19 protein-coding genes are annotated in these 19,787 nt (G+C 72.9%); 13 read left to right on the top strand and 6 right to left on the bottom strand.

Annotated features, from left to right (window positions below):
• Nucleotides 1-19: 19 nt before the first annotated feature.
• The 4 genes from OG408_RS27055 to OG408_RS27040 are packed head-to-tail and all read right to left on the bottom strand — an operon-like array spanning nucleotide 20 to nucleotide 4,515.
• Nucleotides 20-670 carry a GTP-binding protein gene (locus tag OG408_RS27055; RefSeq protein WP_266782800.1) on the bottom strand — a complete coding sequence of 217 codons (651 nt, stop codon included), beginning with the start codon at nucleotides 668-670 and terminating at the stop codon, nucleotides 20-22.
• Nucleotides 651-1,067 carry a DUF742 domain-containing protein gene (locus tag OG408_RS27050; RefSeq protein ID WP_326672423.1) on the bottom strand — a complete coding sequence of 139 codons (417 nt, stop codon included), beginning with the start codon at nucleotides 1,065-1,067 and terminating at the stop codon, nucleotides 651-653. The genes OG408_RS27055 and OG408_RS27050 overlap by 20 nt, the downstream gene beginning before the upstream one ends.
• On the bottom strand, nucleotides 1,064-1,543 hold the full coding sequence (locus tag OG408_RS27045) for a roadblock/LC7 domain-containing protein (RefSeq protein WP_266782796.1): 480 nt from the start codon (nucleotides 1,541-1,543) through the stop codon (nucleotides 1,064-1,066). Before OG408_RS27045 ends, OG408_RS27050 begins: the two co-directional genes overlap by 4 nt.
• Nucleotides 1,540-4,515, bottom strand: a complete 2,976-nt coding sequence (locus tag OG408_RS27040; RefSeq protein ID WP_326674599.1) for a sensor histidine kinase — start codon at nucleotides 4,513-4,515, stop codon at nucleotides 1,540-1,542. The genes OG408_RS27045 and OG408_RS27040 overlap by 4 nt, the downstream gene beginning before the upstream one ends.
• Before the next feature lie 364 nt (nucleotides 4,516-4,879).
• On the opposite strand from OG408_RS27040, the gene OG408_RS27035 reads away from it, so the two are divergent.
• Nucleotides 4,880-5,665, top strand: a complete 786-nt coding sequence (locus OG408_RS27035; protein ID WP_326672421.1) for a hypothetical protein — start codon at nucleotides 4,880-4,882, stop codon at nucleotides 5,663-5,665.
• Between the two features lie 62 nt (nucleotides 5,666-5,727).
• On the opposite strand, the gene OG408_RS27030 is transcribed toward OG408_RS27035, so the two are convergent.
• Entirely contained in the window at nucleotides 5,728-6,225 is a 498-nt protein-coding gene (locus OG408_RS27030) for a MarR family winged helix-turn-helix transcriptional regulator (RefSeq protein WP_405405438.1), read from the bottom strand.
• A gap of 224 nt (nucleotides 6,226-6,449) precedes the next feature.
• Here OG408_RS27030 and OG408_RS27025 point away from each other — a divergent pair, with 224 nt between their 5' ends.
• Together OG408_RS27025 and OG408_RS27020 are read left to right on the top strand one after the other, a co-directional pair.
• Nucleotides 6,450-7,289 carry a lysozyme gene (locus tag OG408_RS27025; protein WP_266782793.1) on the top strand — a complete coding sequence of 280 codons (840 nt, stop codon included), beginning with the start codon at nucleotides 6,450-6,452 and terminating at the stop codon, nucleotides 7,287-7,289.
• Between the two features lie 276 nt (nucleotides 7,290-7,565).
• Nucleotides 7,566-8,246: a polysaccharide deacetylase family protein gene (locus tag OG408_RS27020; protein WP_266786444.1), complete on the top strand. Its 681-nt coding sequence runs from the start codon at nucleotides 7,566-7,568 to the stop codon at nucleotides 8,244-8,246.
• Nucleotides 8,247-8,344: 98 nt separating this feature from the next.
• Here OG408_RS27020 and lon read toward each other — a convergent pair whose 3' ends face one another.
• Nucleotides 8,345-10,771, bottom strand: coding sequence for an endopeptidase La (gene lon / locus OG408_RS27015; protein WP_326672418.1), 2,427 nt, complete (start codon nucleotides 10,769-10,771; stop codon nucleotides 8,345-8,347).
• A 201-nt stretch (nucleotides 10,772-10,972) separates the two neighbouring features.
• Between lon and OG408_RS27010 the strand changes: the two genes are divergently transcribed.
• The 10 genes from OG408_RS27010 to OG408_RS26965 all read left to right on the top strand — a co-directional run bounded on the left by OG408_RS27010 (nucleotide 10,973) and on the right by OG408_RS26965 (nucleotide 19,645).
• The gene (locus tag OG408_RS27010) at nucleotides 10,973-11,557 is read left to right on the top strand and encodes a cysteine hydrolase family protein (protein WP_326672416.1); all 585 of its coding nucleotides are present in this window, start codon (nucleotides 10,973-10,975) and stop codon (nucleotides 11,555-11,557) included.
• A gap of 157 nt (nucleotides 11,558-11,714) precedes the next feature.
• Nucleotides 11,715-12,464, top strand: coding sequence for a GNAT family N-acetyltransferase (locus tag OG408_RS27005; protein WP_326674598.1), 750 nt, complete (start codon nucleotides 11,715-11,717; stop codon nucleotides 12,462-12,464).
• A 77-nt stretch (nucleotides 12,465-12,541) separates the two neighbouring features.
• Entirely contained in the window at nucleotides 12,542-13,144 is a 603-nt protein-coding gene (locus tag OG408_RS27000; protein ID WP_326672414.1) for an RNA polymerase sigma factor, read from the top strand.
• Nucleotides 13,141-14,058 carry a hypothetical protein gene (locus OG408_RS26995; RefSeq protein WP_326672412.1) on the top strand — a complete coding sequence of 306 codons (918 nt, stop codon included), beginning with the start codon at nucleotides 13,141-13,143 and terminating at the stop codon, nucleotides 14,056-14,058. Before OG408_RS27000 ends, OG408_RS26995 begins: the two co-directional genes overlap by 4 nt.
• Before the next feature lie 10 nt (nucleotides 14,059-14,068).
• Entirely contained in the window at nucleotides 14,069-14,845 is a 777-nt protein-coding gene (locus OG408_RS26990; protein WP_285564643.1) for an ATP-binding cassette domain-containing protein, read from the top strand.
• Nucleotides 14,842-16,176, top strand: coding sequence for a hypothetical protein (locus OG408_RS26985; RefSeq protein ID WP_326672409.1), 1,335 nt, complete (start codon nucleotides 14,842-14,844; stop codon nucleotides 16,174-16,176). Before OG408_RS26990 ends, OG408_RS26985 begins: the two co-directional genes overlap by 4 nt.
• Nucleotides 16,173-16,805: a hypothetical protein gene (locus tag OG408_RS26980; RefSeq protein ID WP_266782786.1), complete on the top strand. Its 633-nt coding sequence runs from the start codon at nucleotides 16,173-16,175 to the stop codon at nucleotides 16,803-16,805. The genes OG408_RS26985 and OG408_RS26980 overlap by 4 nt, the downstream gene beginning before the upstream one ends.
• A gap of 102 nt (nucleotides 16,806-16,907) precedes the next feature.
• Nucleotides 16,908-17,600, top strand: a complete 693-nt coding sequence (locus OG408_RS26975; protein ID WP_266782785.1) for a spermidine synthase — start codon at nucleotides 16,908-16,910, stop codon at nucleotides 17,598-17,600.
• Nucleotides 17,601-17,834: 234 nt separating this feature from the next.
• Nucleotides 17,835-18,572: a response regulator transcription factor gene (locus tag OG408_RS26970; protein ID WP_024491908.1), complete on the top strand. Its 738-nt coding sequence runs from the start codon at nucleotides 17,835-17,837 to the stop codon at nucleotides 18,570-18,572.
• Nucleotides 18,569-19,645, top strand: coding sequence for a HAMP domain-containing sensor histidine kinase (locus OG408_RS26965; protein ID WP_266782784.1), 1,077 nt, complete (start codon nucleotides 18,569-18,571; stop codon nucleotides 19,643-19,645). Before OG408_RS26970 ends, OG408_RS26965 begins: the two co-directional genes overlap by 4 nt.
• Nucleotides 19,646-19,787: the final 142 nt, after the last annotated feature.

Raw genomic sequence — 19,787 nt, 5'->3', positions numbered from 1 at the left:
GGTTCTCCGTTGTGTGTGGCTATGCCGGGGTGGCGTCGAGTGCATGGCCCACCAGGGCCAGCAGCGACTCGACGACGGTGATCCTGTTACGCGCGTCCATGATCACAACAGGCACGTGCGGAGGGACCGTCAGGGCCTCCCGGACGTCATCGGCCTCGAACCCGGGCGTTCCCTCGAAATGGTTGACGGCCACGATGTACGGCAGGCCGCAGCTCTCGAAGTAGTCGAGGGCGGGGAAGCAGTCGGCGAGCCGGCGGGTGTCGGCCATCACGACCGCGCCGATCGCGCCGCGCACCAGGTCGTCCCACATGAACCAGAAGCGCTGCTGGCCGGGTGTGCCGAAGACGTACAGCACCAGGTCGTCGTCCAGGGTCAGCCGGCCGAAGTCCATGGCGACGGTCGTGGTGACCTTGTCGGGCGTCGCGGTGAGGTCGTCGGTCTCCTCGCTCGCCTGGGTCATCATCGCTTCGGTCTTCAGCGGGGTGATCTCGGAGACCGAGCCCACGAAGGTGGTCTTGCCCACGCCGAAGCCGCCCGCGACGACTATCTTCGTGGCGATCGGCGCCCGGGTGTGGTCGAGCTGCCAGGCCTGCAGCGCTTCGTCGGCCTGGTCCTTGGGGCCCGGCTGGCGAGGGGCGAACAGCGCCGACTCAGAGACGACGGAGTCCATTGAGCACCCTTTCGAGCAGCGCGCGGTCGGGCTGGCCGGTGCCGTGACCGGTTCCGTACACGCGGATCTTTCCCTGGTCGGCCAAGTCGCTGAGCAGCACCCTGACCACGCCGAGCGGCATCTTCAGGAGTGCGGAGATCTCCGCGACGGTACGCATCCGCCGGCAGAGCTCGACGATGGCCCGGAGCTCCGGCATCACACGCGAGGCCAGGTTTCCGTTGGTCAGTTCGCGTCGCTCGTCCGGGGCTTCGAGCGCGGCCACGAACGTCTCGACGAGCAGCACGTGCCCGAAGCGGGTGCGGCCGCCGGTGAGCGAGTACGGGCGGACGCGTGCGGGCCGTTTGTCGGCGCCGCGCACGGGGAGCCTGCGGGCGGGTTCGGCGGCGGCGTGGGTCACTGGGCGCTCTCCATCGATTTGCGCAGCTCACTGCGGAGTTCGGGGGTGAGTACGTGTCCGGCACGGCCGACGAAGAGCGCCATGTGGTAGGCGATGACGCTCATGTCGCAGTCGGGGGTGGCGTGCACCCCGAGCAGCGAGCCGTCGCTGATCGACATGACGAAGACGCTGCCCTCGTCCATGGCGACCATGGTCTGCTTGACGCCGCCGCCGTCCATCAGCTTCGCGGCGCCGACGGTGAGGCTGCCGATGCCGGAGACGATGGTCGCCAGGTCGGCGCTGGAGCCACGGGGGCCGTCCTGCCTGCCGGTCACCGGGGCGCTCTGGTGGCCGGGGTCGGAGGAGAGCAGCATGAGCCCGTCGGACGAGACGACGGTGACCGAGTGGACCCCTGGCACCTCCTCCACCAGATTGCTCAGCAACCAGTGAAGGTTCCGGGCCTCGGTACTCAGCCCGAATGTGCTGGGCGCAGTCAACTGCGTGCCTCCTCGACTGTGTCCCCCGTCTCCCCGGTACGGCCATCGGTACGGCCGGCCGGCTCAGTGTGCTCGGTACGTGTGGTGCCGGTGGCCGGGGCGGTGGCCTCGGCGATCTCCGCCTCGACGTCCCTGCGGCCGTTCTTCGCGCCCTGGTGGAAGCCGCCGAGCCGGCGGCGCAGGGCCTCCTTGTCCACGCTGCCCTTGCGTTCGGCCGTGGGGACGGCCGCGGGCTTGACGACCCGGGGGGTGCGCTTGGGCAGTCCCTTGTCGGTGGTCCGCTCGGGCTCGGCGTGGCGCGGCCCGGGCAGGGCGTCGGCCACGGGGCTCGCGGGGGCGGCCGGCTCCGGGGCGGGCACGGGGGCCGGGGCGGCGGGCCGGCCGGTGCCCTCGTCCGCGGTGCGCTCGTGGCGGTCGGGACCGATGGCGTACGGCCCGTCGGCGGTGGCGGGCTCCGGGCCGTCCCCGAAGGCGGGGGCGTGCGTGAACTCGGGTACGTCGTCGAACTCGGGCACACGCGGGAGCCGGACCTGCATCGTGGTCTCGGCCTCGCTCTCGGCGGGCACGAAGGACGCGGGGTCCGGCGCGGACGCCTGCGCGGACCGTGTCTCCGGCTCCGGCTCCGGCGCGACCGGGGGCGCGTGGTCGGGCACCGGGACGGCCGGGGTGCGGACCTCGGCAGCGGCCGCGGGGACGGTTGCCGGGCCGGCCTCGGCGATGGTCTGCTCGGCCGCCGCGATCAGCGGGTCGCCGGGCAGCGCGAGGGTGCGGCGCGGCAGGGCGTTGGAGTTGGCCTCGGCGACCGAACCGGGGAGGTTCAGCGTCGGGGCGTCGCCGGGGGCCGTGACCGGCGGCGGGGTGGCGGCCGGGGGCGCCTTCGGCAGCAGGGCCTGCGGCAGAACGACGACGGCGGTCACGCCGCTGCCCTTCTGCTCGCGCAGCTGGACCCGGACGCCGTGGCGCGCGGCCAGCAGCGAGGTCACCTGGAGGCCGAGACCGGCGCCGTCCGCGCTCTGCTCGCCCGCCTCGAAGAGCGACGGGTCACCGAGCCGGGTGTTGAGCTCGCCCATCCGCACGGACGACATGCCGATGCCCTCGTCCTGCACGGAGAGCATCACCTCACCGGTCTCCAGCAGCCAGCCGGAGAGCTGGACATGGGAGTCCGGCGGGGAGAACGAGGTGGCGTTCTCCAGGAGTTCGGCGACGAGGTGGCTGAGGTCGTCGGCGGCGAACCCGGCGACCTGGGCGTGCGGCGGCAGGGACTGGATGGTGACCCGCTCGTACCGCTCGATCTCGCTGACCGCGGCGCGCAGGACGTCGACCAGCGGGATCGGTCCGGGGTGCCCGTGGCCGTGCTCGGCGCCCGCGAGGACCAGCATGTTCTCGCTGTGGCGGCGCATGACGGTGGCCATGTGGTCGAGCTTGAACAGCGTGCCGAGCCGCTCCGGGTCCTGCTCGCGCTCCTCCAGCGACTCGATGACGCCGAGCTGGCGCTCGACGAGACCGAGGGTGCGCAGCGAGAGGTTGACGAAGGTGTGGTGGACGGTGTTCTTCAGCTTCTCCAGCTGGGCCGCGAGATCGGCGGTGTGGACCTGGAGTTCCGCACGCTGGAGGGTGAGGGCCTCGCGGCCGGCGATCAGTTCGCCGCGCTCGCTCTCCAGCTTCTCGAACCGTCCGCCGAACTCGTGGAGCAGTCCGTGGAGCCGGCCGTGCAGGGCGTTGATGGAGCGGACGACCTGGGCGAACTCGTCGTTGCGGCCGGTGTAGCGGACCGGTTCGGCCGACTCGGGTTCCGCGGCGAGGCGGCCGGCGCCGATGCGCAGGACGGCGAGCGGCTGGGTGAGGGTGCGGGCCACGGCGGTGGAGACGCCGACGGCGATGAGCAGGCAGCCGCCGAGGAGGGCGATCCGCAGTTCGAGCGCCGTGACGTCGTCGTCGCGCAGCTGGCCGAGGCGCTGCACCTGGGCGGTGCCGAGGGCGGACTCGACGCCGCGCATCCGGTCGATCCGGGCGGAGAGCGCCGCCTGGAGCTTCTTGCTGCTGGTCTTCTGGTCGGACTCGGAGAGCTCGGGGCGGTCGGTGAGCCCGGCGAGGTACTTCTCGGCGCTGTTGACCTCGGGTCCGGTGACGGTGGTGGCCAGCTTGTCGCGGGCGGTGGCGCCGGCGGACTGGTCGAAGGAGGCCAGTGCGGAGAGTTCGCCGACCCGGGCCTGCTGGGCGGCGCCGCTCAGCGCGTCACGGGTGCGGTCCTCCTTGGTCTCGCCCTCGTCCTGGGGCTGGACGGGCAGGCCGGTGAACGGGTCGGTCTGCGGGGCGGCCGGCTCCTTGCGGGGGACGGCGAGGGCGGCGAGCAGCAGCCCGCGGGTGGCGGAGGCCTGTTCGGTGGCCCGGCCGAGCGCGAGCGGGGTGCGGGCCGCCTCGGCGGCGCGCGGCGGGGTCTTGTCCGCGAGTTCGTTGGCGAGGTCGTGGAGCTTGGAGATGACCTCGGTGTACGCCTGGTGGGCCTCCAGCGCCGTGCCCTTGCCGCCCACGGCGTCCCGCCGCAGCGAGGGGATGGTGGAGAGGTCGCGGCGCAGGTCGGCGGGGGCCGTGTCCCGGATCTCGTCCACCTGCTGGTCGACACGGGCGCTGCGGCTCCCCGCGGCGGAGCTCGTCCCGCCGGGCTTGCCCTCCCGGCCGGCGGCGATGAACGCGGTGACCTCGTCGCGCTCGTCGGCGAGGGAGTGCGCGAGCGCGATGGCCTGCTGGTTCAGCTCCGCGAGGGTGACCAGCCGCTGCGACTCGGTCAGGTCGGACGAGGCGCTCAGAGCCGCGGGCGCCCCCGCGGCTATGACGGTGATCCCGACGACCGCGACGCCCGCGACGAGCCGGCTGCGGACGCGCACGGTGCGCCCGCTCTCAGCCGGCGCCGAAGGCGCCACCCCGGAACCGTTCTGCTTGCTGCCCTTGCTCCGAGGCCGCTTCTTCTGCACCGGTGCTCGCAATCTTGACTCGTCCGCCCTTGAAGCAGAGGTGACGCACGGTCACGTGAACGAGCGCCCCGACCCCTGGTACGGCTTCTGACCATTCCAGTGCTTTTGAGAGGGGGGCGCGCATCAACCGCTCCGCCACTCGAACGAGTGAACATCACTCCGGAGTTGGCGAACAAGTCTCCCCCCGGGCCCCGGACGGCACACGCGGGCGCCCGGCTGGAACTTCGGGGCAGGCTTTGGCAGGATGCCCGCCCGCACACTCTCCGGAGTGATTCCTTCCGCTCCAGCCGCCCGCCTGACCTGCTGGTACGGGCCAATCCCCGGTCCGTGCAGGCTCCGTGAAGGCGTCGTGCAGACTGACCGCATGCGCATCGAACTCGCCACCGCCCCCGGCACTCCCGGGCGACCGAACGAGGACTGGGCCGCCACCGTCCTGCCCGCCTCCGGCCAGGGTGGGGGGGTCGTACTGCTCGACGGCGTGACCCCGCCACAGGGGGACGACGGTTGTGTGCACTCGGTCCCGTGGTTCACCGCCCGGCTGGGCGGCGCCCTGGTCGAACTGTCGGGTTCGCGGCGGGATCTGACCCTGCGGGAGGTCCTCGCGGAGTCCATCCGGCGCACCGCCGACACGCATCGTTCCCTGTGTGACCTTTCTCACGTGCGTACGCCACAGGCAACTGCCGTCGTGGTGCGTTGGGACGAGGAGGAGATCGAGTACCTGGTGCTGTCCGACTCGGTCCTGCTGTTCGAGTCGCCCGTCGGCACGGTCGGCGCCCTGCTGGACGACCGGCTCGACCGGCTGCCGCCGGGCTCCCTGGCCTCCGAGGCGATCGCCGACGCGCGGGTGCGGAACAAGGAGGGCGGCTTCTTCACCGCCGCCGCCGACCCGGCCGTGGCGGACCGCGCGGTCACGGGGCGGACGCCGCGCGCCGAGGTGCGTGCGGTGGCCGCGCTGACGGACGGGGCGAGCCGCTGGACGGAGATGTTCGGCGAGGGCGACTGGACGGCCTGCTTCCGGGTGCTCCACAAGGAGGGGCCGCAGGGGCTGATCGACCGGGTCCGGGCCCTGGAGGACGCGGACACGGAGCGTAGGCACCTGCGGCGGAGCAAGACCCATGACGACGCGACGGCGGTCTTCGCCCAGCTGTGAGCCGCCGGGCGGGCGCCCTGCCGCCCCCGCGGGCCGGCCGCCCCCGCCTCCCCCGCCCGTGATCAGTCCTCGGCGCGGGCGTTCAGCTGGTGCAGCAGCCGGGCCAGATCCGCCACTTCGGCGCGGTCCCAGTCGGCGAGCTTGCGCACGTAGCGGTCGCGGCGGGCGTCGCGGACGCTGCGGAAGCGGGCGAGGCCCTCGTCGGTGAGGTGGACGAGGAAGGCCCGGCCGTCGGCCGGGTCGGGCTCGCGCGCCACCAGTCCGAGCGTTTCCAGAGCACGCAGTTGACGGCTCATGGTGGCCTTGCCGACACCGAAGTAGGAGGCGAGGTCGGTGGCCCGCTGCCGGCCGGCCGATTCGAGCCGCACGAACAGCCCGTAGGCCGCGGCCTCCAGTTCGGGGTGGACCTCGCGCGCCATCTCGCCGGAGTTCGCCCGGGCACGGCGCAGGAAAACCGCCAACTCCAGCTCCAGGGCCAGAAATTCGTGGTCCACACCACTTCCTCCGCTTGCGCCGGGTTCACTCCCGCTTTCGCTCCCGTGCACGTCAACACCCCTCATGAGCTTTCCCGCCGCTGAAAGTTTCTTTCACCGCTGGTCATCGCCGCAGCTCCGCCAGTATTTCGCAGGAGTAGACCAACGGCACCGTCCTGGCCCTCTTCCGCGACCCGGGTCTACGTGCGTAGCGTCATGCATGGCATGTTCACACCATGGCATGCCGCCAGGGGTGCGCCCGGCGCCCCCTGGGTCAGCAGGTCCCCCCACCGAGGCCTCGGAGGCACGCAATGCCCGTGCACAGATCCGGCTCCAAGACAGCTCGCCGCTCGCGCTTCGCCGCAGCGGGAACTCTGCTCGCAGCTCTCTCCCTCCTCGTCGCCCTGCCCGGCGCCGCGGGCGCGGCCACCGGAGACCCCACGCACCCCGCCCGGGGCACGGCCACGATGGGCATGGGCGTCATCGCCCACGACGGCCAGGGCGGACTGCCCACCAGCCGTGCGGTCCAGACCGAGGGTGTGGACGTCAGCGGTCACCAGAACGCCGTGAACTGGTCGGCGCTCTGGAGCAGCGGCGTCAAGTGGGCCTACGTCAAGGCCTCGGAGGGCACGTACTACACGAACGAGGACTTCACCCAGCAGTACAACGGCTCGTACAACGTCGGGATGATCCGCGGCTCGTACCACTTCGCCACCCCGGACACCACGAGCGGCGCCGTCCAGGCCAACTACTTCGTGGACCACGGCGGCGGCTGGTCCAAGGACGGCAGGACGCTGCCGGGCGTCCTCGACATCGAGTGGAATCCGTACGGGGCGCAGTGCTACGGCAAGACCGCGGCCGGGATGGTCTCCTGGATCCGCGACTTCGTGAACACCTACAAGGCGCGCACCGGACGCGACGCGGTCATCTACACCGCGACCAGCTGGTGGCAGTCCTGCACGGGCAACAGCGCGAGCTTCGGCACCACCAACCCGCTCTGGGTGGCCCGTTACAACACCACGGTCGGCACGCTCCCGGCCGGCTGGGGCTTCTACACGATCTGGCAGTACACCTCGACCGGCCCCACGGTCGGCGACCACAACCACTTCAACGGCGCCCTCGACCGCGTACAGGCACTGGCCAACGGCTGACCGCCCCCCGCCGGCAGCCGCCCGGCCCTTCCGTCCTTCCCCGCAGAGCCCGGTGACGCACCCAGTCGCCGGGCTCTGTCCCGTACGCCCCACCAGCACGGACACCCCCTATACATAGCGTGTATACGCACTATGTATAGTCCTTGCAGTTCGCACATAAGTGCGGTGTAAGCCATGAGGGAGTGACCTGCCGTGCCCAGTAGGACGAAGTCGATCGGTACGGGGTTGGCCGTCGCTCTTGTGACGGCGCTCACGCTGACGCTGAGCGGCTGCTCGATGGAGACCACGGCCCCCGGATCCGCCCGCGGCGACGCCGGCTCCGACGCCAAGGGCTCGTTCGGCCCGGTGGACTGCCGCGAGGCCAAGTGCATCGCCCTGACCTTCGACGCGGGCCCGGCCGAGGACACCCCCCACCTGCTGGACATCCTCAAGAAGGAGAAGGTCCACGCGACCTTCTTCCTGCTGGGCAAGAACCATGTGAAGAAGCACCCCGAGACCGTCCGCCGCATCGAGGCCGAAGGGCACGAGGTGGCCAACCACACCTGGTCGCACGAGATCCTGACGGACAAGAAGCCCGCCGAGATACGCGCCGAGCTGGAGAAGACGCAGGACGCGATCGAGGCGATCACCGGCAAGAAGCCGCGGCTGATGCGCCCGCCCCAGGGCCGGACCGACGACACCGTCTCCGGGATCAGCAAGGACCTCGGCCTGTCGCAGATCCTGTGGAGCGCCACCGCCAAGGACTACTCGACGACTGACTCCGCGCTGATCAAGAAGCGGATACTCGACCAGGCGAGCAGGGACGGCATCATCCTGCTGCACGACATCTACAAGGGCTCGGTCCCCGCCGTGCCGGGCATCATCCACGAGCTGAAGAAGCGCGGCTACACCTTCGTGACCGTGCCCCAGCTGATGGCCCCGGCCGAGCCGGTCCCCGGGACCATCTACCGCCCCTGAGCCCGCCGGACACGCGGAACGGCCCGCCTCCCCGCGAGGGGGGACGGGCCGTCCGTACCGGCCGTGTCCGCAGTGCCGCGTCCGTCACGCCGTGACAGCTACGCCGCGGCCGGGATCCTTCGCTCCGCCGGTGCCGAGGCCGGCGCCAGGGCGATCTCCAGCACCTGGCGGACGTCCGTGACCGGGTGGACCTCCAGCGTGTCCAGCACCTCGGCGGGGACGTCGTCCAGATCGGCCTCGTTGCGCTGGGGGATCACCACGGTGGTGATGCCCGCGCGGTGCGCGGCCAGCAGCTTCTGCTTCAGGCCGCCGATCGGCAGCACCCGGCCGGTCAGCGACACCTCGCCGGTCATCGCCACATCCGTGCGGACCAGCCGCCCGGAGAGCAGCGAGGCCAGCGCGGTCGTCAGGGTGATGCCCGCGCTCGGGCCGTCCTTGGGGACCGCGCCCGCCGGGAAGTGGATGTGCACGCCCCGGTCCTTGAGGTCGGCGACCGGCAGTTCGAGCTCCGCGCCGTGCGAGCGCAGGAAGCTCAGCGCGATCTGCGCGGACTCCTTCATGACGTCGCCGAGCTGACCGGTGAGGGTCAGTCCGGACGCCCCGGTCTCCGGATCGGCGAGCGACGCCTCCACGAAGAGGACGTCACCGCCCGCCCCGGTGACCGCGAGCCCGGTGGCCACGCCCGGCACCGCGGTGCGGCGCTCGGCCGGGTCCTGGGCGGACTCGGGGACGTGGTGCGGCCGGCCGATGAGCCCGCGCAGGTCCTCGTCGGTCACCGTGAACGGCAGTTCCCGGTCACCGAGCTCGTGCTGGGCCGCGACCTTGCGCAGCAGCCGGGCGACGGCCCGCTCCAGGTTCCGGACCCCGGCCTCCCTCGTGTACTCGCCGGCCAGCTTCCGCAGCGCCGACTCGTCGAGAGCGACCTCGTCCTTCTCCAGGCCGGCCCGCTCCAGCTGGCGCGGGAGCAGGTGGTCGCGGGCGATGACGACCTTCTCGTCCTCGGTGTAGCCGTCGAGCCTGACCAGTTCCATCCGGTCGAGCAGCGCCTCCGGGATGGCTTCGAGCACATTCGCGGTGGCCAGGAAGACGACGTCGCTGAGGTCGAGTTCAACCTCCAGGTAGTGGTCGCGGAAGGTGTGGTTCTGCGCCGGGTCGAGCACTTCGAGCAGCGCCGCCGCCGGGTCGCCCCGGAAGTCGGAGCCGACCTTGTCGATCTCGTCGAGGAGGACGACCGGGTTCATCGAACCGGCCTCCTTGATGGCGCGGACGATGCGTCCGGGGAGCGCGCCGACGTACGTGCGCCGGTGGCCGCGGATCTCCGCCTCGTCCCGGACACCGCCGAGCGCGACGCGGACGAACTTGCGCCCCATGGCGTGCGCCACGGATTCACCGAGCGAGGTCTTGCCGACCCCGGGCGGGCCGACGAGGGCCAGCACGGCTCCCCCGCGACGCCCGCCGACCACTCCCAGTCCGCGGTCGGCACGCCGCTTGCGCACCGCGAGGTACTCGGTGATGCGCTCCTTCACGTCCTGCAGGCCGGCGTGTTCGGCGTCGAGGATCTCCTGGGCGCCCCTGATGTCGTAGGCGTCCTCGGTCCGCTCGGTCCACGGGAGTTCGAGGACGGTGTCCAGCCAGGTCCTGATCCAGGAGCCCTCGGGGCTCTGGTCGGAGGACCGTTCCAGCTTGTCGACCTCCTTGAGCGCGGCCTCGCGGACGTGCTCGGGGAGGTCGGCGGCCTCGACGCGCGACCGGTAGTCGTCGGACTCGTCGCCGGCACCGGGTTCACCGTTGAGCTCGGAGAGCTCCTTGCGCACGGCGTCGAGCTGGCGCCGCAGCAGGAACTCGCGCTGCTGCTTGTCGACGCCCTCCTGGACGTCCTTGGCGATCGACTCGGCGACGTCCTGTTCGGCGAGGTGCTCGCCGAGCCACTGGACGGCGAGCTTCAGCCGGGCGACCGGTTCCGCGGTCTCCAGCAGCTGCACCTTCTGGGCGATGCTGAGGAAGGGGGAGTATCCGGAGTTGTCGGCGAGCGCGGAGACGTCCTCGATCTGCTGGACCCGGTCCACGACCTGCCAGGCGCCGCGCTTCTTCAGCCAGCTGGTGGCGAGCGCCTTGTACTCCTTGACCAGCTCGGCGACGGCTCCGGGGAGGGGCTCGGGGACGGAGACGTCGACCCGGGTCCCTTCCACCCAGAGCGCGGCACCGGGACCACTGGTCCCGGCCCCGATCCGCACCCGTCCGCGGCCGCGGATGAGGGCGCCGGGATCGCCGTCGGACAGCCGGCCGACCTGCTCGACCGTGCCGATGACACCGATCCCGGTGTACGAGCCGTCGACGCGCGGAACGAGCAGCACCTCGGGCTTGCCACCGCCCTCGCCCGCCGCGGCCTGGGCGGCCTCGACGGCGGCACGGACCTCGGCGTCGGACAGATCGAGCGGAACCACCATTCCGGGCAGCACGACCTCGTCATCGAGCGGCAGCACAGGCAGGGTCAGCGGTGTGACGACGTTGGACTCAGTAGCCATGATCTCCCCTTCAGCACTCAAGTTGAGCTATGAAGACTCAATGCTCGTGAGCCGCTCAATGTTCCCCGGGGTGCGTTCGCTGTGAGCGATCGCGGTACGGGCGAGGCTGTCGCCGTGTGCCCCGTGCAACGCCGGCGACGGCCGGCATAGTCCCGCCGAAATTCCGTGGAGGACGGCGGCGGGGCCGGAGAGGATGACCCCATGACCGATGCCGCGCCCCCTTCGCACGCCCTGCTCGTCGTGGACGTCCAGAAGGCCGGGGTGACCGGCGGCCGGGCGGTTCCCGGCGCGGCCGGGCTGCTCGACCGGACGGCTGACCTGATCGCGCGGGCGCGCCGGGCCGGCGCCCTGGTCGTGCACCTCCAGAACGACGGTGCGCCCGGCCCGGACGACGAGCCGCACACCCCGGGCTGGGCGCTCCACCTCCCCGTCGAGGCCGGCCCGACGGAGTTCGTGATCCGCAAGACCAGGGACGACGGCTTCGCGCAGACGTCGCTGGGCTCCCTGCTGAGCGGGGCCGGCGTCGAGGCGGTCACTGTGTGCGGCGTGATGTCGGAGATGTGCGTCCAGGCGACGGCCCGCACGGCCCTGGCCCTCGGCTACCGGGTCGTCCTGCCCCACGACGCCCATGCGACGCAGGACATCCCGGCCGCGCCGGGGATCAGTGCGGCGGTCCCGGCCGCGGTGGTGTCACGGGTCGCCGCCTGGGCCATCAGCGGGGACGCCGAGGTCACCGTCCCGGCGGCGGACGTGAGGTTCGCGGCGCCGCGGACCGGGGCGCGCTGAGACCGTCACGAGCCGCCCGGAGCCCGGAAAAGCGCTTGCGCCGCCTCGTACGCTCTCTGCTGTGACCAAAGCGACCGAAACCCCGTTGCCCGAAGCCTCGTCGACCGATGCATCCTCGTCCGGCCCCGCCGGCCTGCTCCAGGCCTACGACGAGAACATGCGCGGTGCGCCCCCGAATCCGCCCGAGGGCGTCCACTACGAGGGGGACGGCGAACTGCTGCGCGTCGTGGGCCAGTTCCGCGGCTTCGTGACCACGCCCCGGGACGTGGGGGTGCGCGGGGCCGAGCTCGACGAGCTGATCGCCCGGCAGCGCGACCACTTCGCCGCACGCGGCGAGGCCGTGGAGTGGAAGACCCGCGGCCACGACCTGCCGGCCGACCTGACCGACCGTCTGCGCGCCGCGGGCTTCGTCCCCGAGGAGCGGGAGGCGGTCCTCATCGGCCGCGCGGAGGAGATGGCCGCCGACCCGGTGCTGCCGGACGGTGTGACGATCCGGCAGGTCACCGCCGAAGCCGATCTGCGGCGCATCGCCGTCGTGGAGTCGGAGATCTGGGGCGAGGACTGGAGCTGGCTGGGCGACGACCTGATGGCCCGGGTCGCCACCGCCCCCGACGAGATCGCCGTCTTCGTCGCCGAGGCCGGCGACGAGGTCGTCTCCGCGGCCTGGCTGGTCTTCCGTACGGGTACGGAGTTCGCCGGACTGTGGGGCGGCTCGACCCTGGCCGCGTGGCGGGGCCGCGGGATCTACCGCGCCCTGGTCGCCACCCGCGCGAGGCTGGCCGTCGCCCGCGGAAGCCGCTACCTCCAGGTCGACGCCTCCGACGACAGCGCCCCGATCCTGCGCCGGCTCGGCTTCCACGCCGTGACCACGACGACGCCGTACGTCTGGACACCGCCGCAGTCCTGAACGGCCGGGGCCGCCCGGGCGGCGCCTTCTCGCGCCGTGCGTGAACCGAGTGGCGTCCGGCCTCCGATAGAGAGGGTGTGAGCCACTTGCGCCCCTCGGGGGACGACCGGAACGACGAGGCGCTGCTGCGTGCCGTCGCCCAGGGGGACACGACGGCCCTGGCCGCCCTGTACGACCGGCACGCCGGATGGCTGCTGGCCCGGCTGAACCGCCGCTGTGCGGACGCCGAGACCGTACGGGAGGTGCTCCAGGACACCTTCGTCACGGCCTGGCGCTCCGCCGGTGCGCACCGGGGTGCCGAGGCCGGCGGCTGGCTCTGGGTGATCGCCGCGCGCCGGCTGGTCGACGCGCGGCGGAGCCGGGCCAGGACGGAGCGGGTGGCGCAGGCCGAGCACGCGGGCGGGGCGGAGTGGGCGGCCGACGTGCCGTCCGCCGAGGACCGGGTGCTGGCGGGCCTGGAGTACGGCGACGTGGGTGCCGCGCTCGACCGGATCTCGCCGGAACTCCGGGAGGTCCTGCGGGCGACGGTCATCGACGGGCTGACGACCCGGGAGGCCGCCGGGCTGCTCGGCATACCGGAGGGCACGGTCAAGACCCGTGCCCTGCGGGCCCGGCGCGAACTGCGGGCCGCGCTGGACCGGCTGGTCGTGGAGAGCGGACCGCTGGGAGGCATCGCATGACGGCCTGGCACGTGGCAGACGAACTGGCCCTGCGGTACGCGGCGGGCACCGCCGCCGAGACCGAGGCCTGGTCCCTGGAGAAGCACGTCGAGTCCTGTGCACGCTGCGCGGACCGGGTGTCGGGGGCGGTGTGCGGCCGGGGGGACGCGCTGCCGCTGCTGGAGGGGGTCAGGGCGGCGGTGCTCGCCGCCGCGGCCGCGGAACCGGTGCGCTCGCGGGGGCGCGCGCCGGGGTGGGGGGCCCTGCGCACGTGGGGGCGTGCGCGGGGGCGGGGGGCCGCCACCCGGGTCGGGCGGGTGCTGTGGGCCGCCGGGCCCGCCCTGCGGGGGGCGTGGGCGGCGGCGCTGGTGCTGGTGGCACTCGGCGCCGTCGCCCTCGCGTACGGGGGCGGGCTCGGCGGCTCGGTGCGGCCGCTGCTCCTCGTCGTCGCCCCGGTGCTGCCGCTCGCCGGGGTCGGTCTCTCGTACGGCCGTTCCGCCGACCCGATGCACGAGATCACCGCGACGACTCCGGGCGGCGGGCTGCGGCTGCTGCTGATCAGGACGGCCGCGGTGCTCGCGGTGACCGTCCCGGTGCTGACGCTCGCCTGGGCCGTACTGCCCGCATCGGCCGGGGGGCCGGGGGCCGTGGCGTGGCTGCTGCCCGGGCTGGCCATGACGCTGGGCGCGCTGGCGCTCGGCTCGTACGTCGGCTGCCGCACCGGGGCCTCCTCCATCGCCGCGTGCTGGGCCGCCGCCGTCGCCGTACCGGCCTTCGGGATGTCGCCCTCGCCGGCCGCCGAGACGGCGCGGCTGGCCGCCCGGTACTTCGCGGGGCCCGCCGCACAGGGCGGCTGGGCGTTGGCGGCCGTGTGCTGCGCCGGGCTGCTGGCCCTGCGCCGCCGATCCTTCGACCACCTGGAGACGACGTCGTGAGCGTGAGCGTATGAACAGCACCGTCAGGGTCTCGGGGCTGACGGTCCGGCATCGCCGTACGACCGCCCTGGACGGGATCGATCTCGGCTTCGGCCCCGGGGTGCACGGGCTGCTCGGGCCGAACGGGGCGGGCAAGACGTCGCTGATCAGGGTGGTGTCCACGGCCACCGCTCCCACCTCCGGCCGGATCGAGCTGCTGGGCGACGAGGTGGGAGCGTCGGCGGATCACCGCCGTCGTGCGGCGGTCCGGCGCAGGCTGGGCTACCTGCCCCAGGAGTTCGGCTACTACCCGGGCTTCACCGTCCGCGAGTTCGTCGCCTATGTGGCGTGGCTGAAGGAGATGGACGGCTCCGTGATCGCGGGCGCGGTGGAGCGTGCGGTGGACCGGGTGGGTCTGACGGACCGGATCGACGTCCGGATGAAGACCCTGTCCGGCGGCATGGTGCGGCGCGTGGGCATCGCGCAGGCGATCGTCAACGAACCGGAGCTGCTGCTGCTCGACGAGCCGACCGCGGGTCTGGACCCGGAGCAGCGGGTGGAGTTCCGTGCGCTGATGCGGGAACTCGGCGAGCGCGCCACGGTCATCCTCTCCACGCACCTCGTCGAGGACGTGGTCACGGCCTGCGCGGACGTGACGCTCGTCGAGGCGGGCCGCATCGCGTACCGGGGGACGACGGCCGAGCTGGCGGCCCTCGGGGGCGAGGGGGACCGGCTCGACGGCAGCCCCGCCGAGCGGGGCTACACCGCAGCTCTGCACAGCCACCGGGCGACGGCGGCCGCCCGATGACGACGACCGGCACCCTGGCCGCCGAACAGGAGAACTCCCCCGGTCCCCGCCGCACCCGCCCGCCCGCCGCGTACCGCCCGACGCTCCTCGCGCTGCGGACCGAACTGCGCCGCGGCATCGCGCCGTGGACCGGTGGCTGCGTGGTACTCATGCTCGGCGTCACCATGGCGGCCAAGGCCGATACCTGGCAGGGCGGCTGGGGCGAGGCCCAGGGCTACCTGCACTCCGCCGCCACCCTGCTCACCGGTCCGCTGGTGGCGGCCGCCTCCTGCCGGCAGGGCGCCCGCGACCACCGGCGCTCGACCGCCGGACTCTGGAGCACCACCCCACGCGCCCGGTCGACGCGGGTCGCGGTGGCCGCGCTGCCGATCGCGCTGTGGGCGGTCGCCGGGTATCTGGTCGTGTTCGCCGGCTCGCTGGTGGCCACCTGGCCGTACGCCGGGGGCGGCAGCCCCTTTCCCTCCGTGGCCGTCGCGGACTGCGCCTTCCTGCTGGCCGTCGGGCCGGTGGGTTTCGTCGTCGGCCAGCGGTGCCGGTGGCGGCTGGCCGCGCCCGCCCTCGCCGTCGTGCTGTACCTCGTCCTCGGTGTGCCTGACTACTACGACTCCTCGGCGCAGTACCTCGATCCGGCCATGCAGTACGCGCTGGAGAGGACGCTGCCGGTGTGGTGGTTCGCCCCGGCGATGGCGGCGTGGACCTGCGGCCTCGCCCTGGCCGCGCTGATCGCCCATGCGGCCAGGCGCAGGTTCCTCGCCGTCGTGCCGCTCGCCGTGGCGGCCGCGGTCGCCCCGCTGATCACGCACGCCGGCCCCGACCTGCTGCGGGAGGACCCGGCCGCCTCCCGGCCCGTCTGCGCGGACGGCACCCCGCGGCTCTGCCTGACCGAGTACGACGAGTCGCTGCTGCCGCAGGTCTCACGGGCGCTGTCCGGACTGTTCGGGCGGCTGGACGGGGTGCCGGGCGCTCCGGCCCGCTATGTGGACCAGGAACCCCTGGACGGTTCCACCGAGGTCCGGGTGCCGACGCCGTACGTCGGCGGGTACCTCCTGCGCGGGCGGCTTCAGCACCCGGAGGACTTCGTCTGGCAGGTGACCTACGGGGTGGTGAACCGGGAGTGCCCCGACACCCTCCACACCGACCGCGTCATGGCGACCGACGAAGCCGTCAGGGGCTGGCTCGCCGGTCCCGACGCCGCCCGGTACTTCGGCACCGAGCGGACCCCTCAGCTCCGCCGGCTCGAAGCCATGCCCGCCTCCGAGCGCCGCGTCTGGCTCGGCCGCTTTCTGGCCACGCGCACGAGCTGCACCCCGTCGGAGGTGCCCGTCCTGTGAGCCCCGCCGCCACGCCGCGTTCCGCGCTCCGGCCCGGGCTGCCGGTCCTCTATGTCCGGTCCCGCGGCCTCCCCCGCACCGCCGCCGCCCTGGCCGGCGTCGTGCTCCTCGCCGCCTGGGCCGCGGCCCGGCTGGAGGACCGTTTCGGCCACACGGGACGCGTCCCGGTCCTCGTGCTGGCCCCGCTGCTGGTGTCGGCCGCGATCGGCACCAGCCTGTACGCCGCTGCCGACGAGCTCGACCGGACCGCGGTGCGCCGCTGGTGGCCGCGGCGGCTGCTGCATCTGCTCGCCCTCACCGGGCCGGCCGCGGCGGCGCTCGCCCTGGCCGTCCCCGGACATCCCGAGGCTTTCGGCGCCCCGGGCATGATCCGCAACGTGCTCGGCGCGACCGGGGTGGCGGCCGCCTCCGCCGCGCTGACCGGCGCCCGGCTGAGCTGGCTGCCGATGACGGTCTACGGCGGCGCGGTGTACCTGGCCGCGCCGCGCACCCCCGGCGGCGCGGCCTCCGTCTGGGCCTGGCCGATGCAGCCGGGGCCGCAGACCGGGGCGTGGCTGGTGGCGTCGGCGGCGTACGCGGCGGGGGCCGTGCTGTTCGCCGTACGCGGTCCGCGTCCCGAACGCGGCTGACCCCGTCCGATCAGGGGCGGATCAGCCAAACCGCTGGCCCGGCCGCCACCGGCGGGCCAGGATGACGGTGACACCGACCCACCTGCACCGGAGACCAGCGCCATGTCCCACACCTTCGGCCCCGACGCCCTCGCCCCCGTCACCCTGGACCGCCGTGAGGGACCGTACGGGGAGGTCGTCCTGCGCAGGCGTGGTGACGACTTCGAGATCATCGCCAACGGGTGCTTCCTGATGGACACGTCGGACGGGCGCTCCGAGCGGCTGCTGATCGATGCCGCGCTCGCCGCACTGCCCGCCGGTCGGCGGGAGCCCGCGGTGCTGATCGGCGGGCTCGGTGTCGGGTTCTCGCTCGTCCGGGCCGCCGCCGAACCGCGCTGGGGGCGGATCGTGGTCGCCGAGCGGGAGCAGGCCATCGTCGACTGGCACCGGGGCGGGCCGCTGGCCGGGCTCTCGGCGGCGGCGCTCGCCGATCCGCGGACCGCGGTCCTGACGACGGACCTCGTCGCGTACCTCGGTTCGACTACGGACCGTTACGACGCACTGTGTCTGGACATCGACAACGGACCGGACTGGACCGTCACCGAGGACAACGGGAATCTGTACTCCCCCGCCGGTCTCGCCGACTGCCGGGCCCGGCTGACGCCGGGCGGAGTGCTCGCGGTGTGGTCCGCACAGCCGTCCGCCGAGTTCGAACAAGCTCTGCGGAATGCCGGATTCCGGGGGGTTCGGACCGAAGAAGTAGGTGTTGCCCGAGGTGTGCCGGACGTGGTCCATCTCGCAATTCGAGCGGACTGAGATTCCCCCGCCGGGTATGCGAGCCCCGGGACGCCCGGGGGCCAAGTGCCACAAGAGCGACACTCCGCCACTTCCGTTCGCCCGTCCCGCCCCCGCACCCTTGCACCCTGCGTAGCCGGAAGCCGTCCGCTGCCTTTACGCTGCTGACCGATAGCGGGATCACCCACGAAATTCACGAGCGAAAACCGTACGTCCGGGGGAATGTCCTCCGTGAGAACGGGCAGGGGCGGGGCGATGGAACAGACACACACCACCCACACAGGTGTCGCGGCCACCCCGGGCGCGCAGCGCCGCGTGCTGGTGGTCGAGGACGATGCCACGATCGTCGATGCCATTTCCGCCCGCTTGCGGGCCGAGGGCTTCCTGGTGCAGACCGCGCTCGACGGCCCGGCGGCCGTGGACGCGGCCGAGGCCTGGCAGCCGGATCTGATGGTGCTCGACATCATGCTTCCCGGCTTCGACGGCCTGGAGGTCTGCCGGCGTGTGCAGGCCCAGCGCCCGGTGCCGGTGCTGATGCTGACCGCCCGGGACGACGAGACGGACATGCTGGTCGGACTCGGCGTCGGCGCCGACGACTACATGACCAAGCCGTTCTCGATGCGTGAGCTGGCGGCCCGGGTCCATGTCCTGCTGCGCCGGGTGGAGCGGGCCGCGCTGGCCGCGGTGACGCCCCGCAGCGGCATACTGCGCCTCGGTGAGCTGGAGATCGATCACGCGCAGCGCCGGGTGCGGGTCCGTGCGGACGACGTCCATCTGACGCCGACCGAGTTCGACCTGCTGGTCTGCCTGGCCAACACGCCGCGCGCGGTGCTCTCCCGTGAGCAGCTGCTGGCGGAGGTCTGGGACTGGGCGGACGCCTCGGGCACCCGTACCGTCGACAGCCACATCAAGGCCCTGCGCCGCAAGATCGGCGCGGAGCGGATCCGTACCGTGCACGGCGTCGGCTACGCCCTGGAGACCCCCGCGCCATGACCGGTCCCGTGCGGGGGCTGCGGCCGTTCTCCATCAAGGCCAAGCTGGGCACGCTCGTGGTCGTCTCGGTGTTCATCACGACCGGGCTGCTCATGGTGGCCCTGCGGACGCGCACCGAGCTGAGGTTCATCACGGTCTTCTCGGTGATCGCGACCCTGCTGATCACCCAGTTCGTGGCCCACGGTCTGACCGCGCCGCTGGACGAGATGCGGGCGGTGGCCCGGTCGATCTCGCACGGCGACTACACCAGACGGGTGAGCGGCGCCGACCGGCGCGACGAGCTCGGCGACCTGGCGCAGACGATCAACCTGATGGCGGACGACCTGGCCGCCGTGGACCGGCACCGCAAGGAGCTGGTGGCGAATGTCTCACATGAGCTGCGCACGCCCATCGCGGCGCTGAGAGCCGTGCTGGAGAACGTCGTGGACGGGGTGTCCTCGGCCGATCCCGAGACGATGCGCACGGCCCTCAAACAGACGGAGCGGCTCGGCCGGCTGGTCGAGACGCTGCTGGACCTGTCCCGGCTGGACAACGGCGTGGTCACGCTGAAGGCCAGGCGCTTCGAGGTGTGGCCCTATCTGTCGGGGGTGCTGAAGGAGGCGAACCTCGCCGCCGCGCACCGCCGGCTCTCCTCGGGCTCCGGCAACCACGCCCGCAACGACGTCCATCTGCACCTGGACGTGTCCCCGCCGGAGCTGACGGCGCACGCCGACGCGGAGCGGCTGCACCAGGTGGTGGCCAACCTCATCGACAACGCGGTGAAGCACAGCCCGCCGCACGGCCGGGTCACGGTGCGCGCCCGGCGCGGGGCGCAGCCGGAGTCACTGCACCTGGAGGTCCGGGACGAGGGCCCCGGTATCCCGGAGTCCGAGCGGCACCGGGTCTTCGAGCGTTTCAACCGGGGCGAGGTGCCGTCCCCGCACGGTCCGGGCAGCGACGGCGGTACGGGTCTGGGGCTGGCGATCGCCCGCTGGGCGGTGGATCTGCACGGCGGCCGGATCGGTGTGGCCGAATCGGCTCGCGGCTGCCGCATCCGCGTCACCCTTCCGGGGACTCATCAGCCGCGCGGTTGACATAGGGTTCGAACCGGAAGGGCACGTTCTACGTGTTCTGAACAAGGGGTACGGTCCAAGGGGCCGTTACGGCGGTCTCGCGTACCCGGAGCGAAGCGGAACCAAGCTTGTTTCCCGCCATTTCCTGCCCCGAAACCCGACT

The sequence above is a fragment of the Streptomyces sp. NBC_01257 genome (assembly GCF_035917255.1).
Taxonomy (GTDB): domain Bacteria; phylum Actinomycetota; class Actinomycetes; order Streptomycetales; family Streptomycetaceae; genus Streptomyces.
This window is presented reverse-complemented; position numbering and strand designations above follow the sequence as displayed.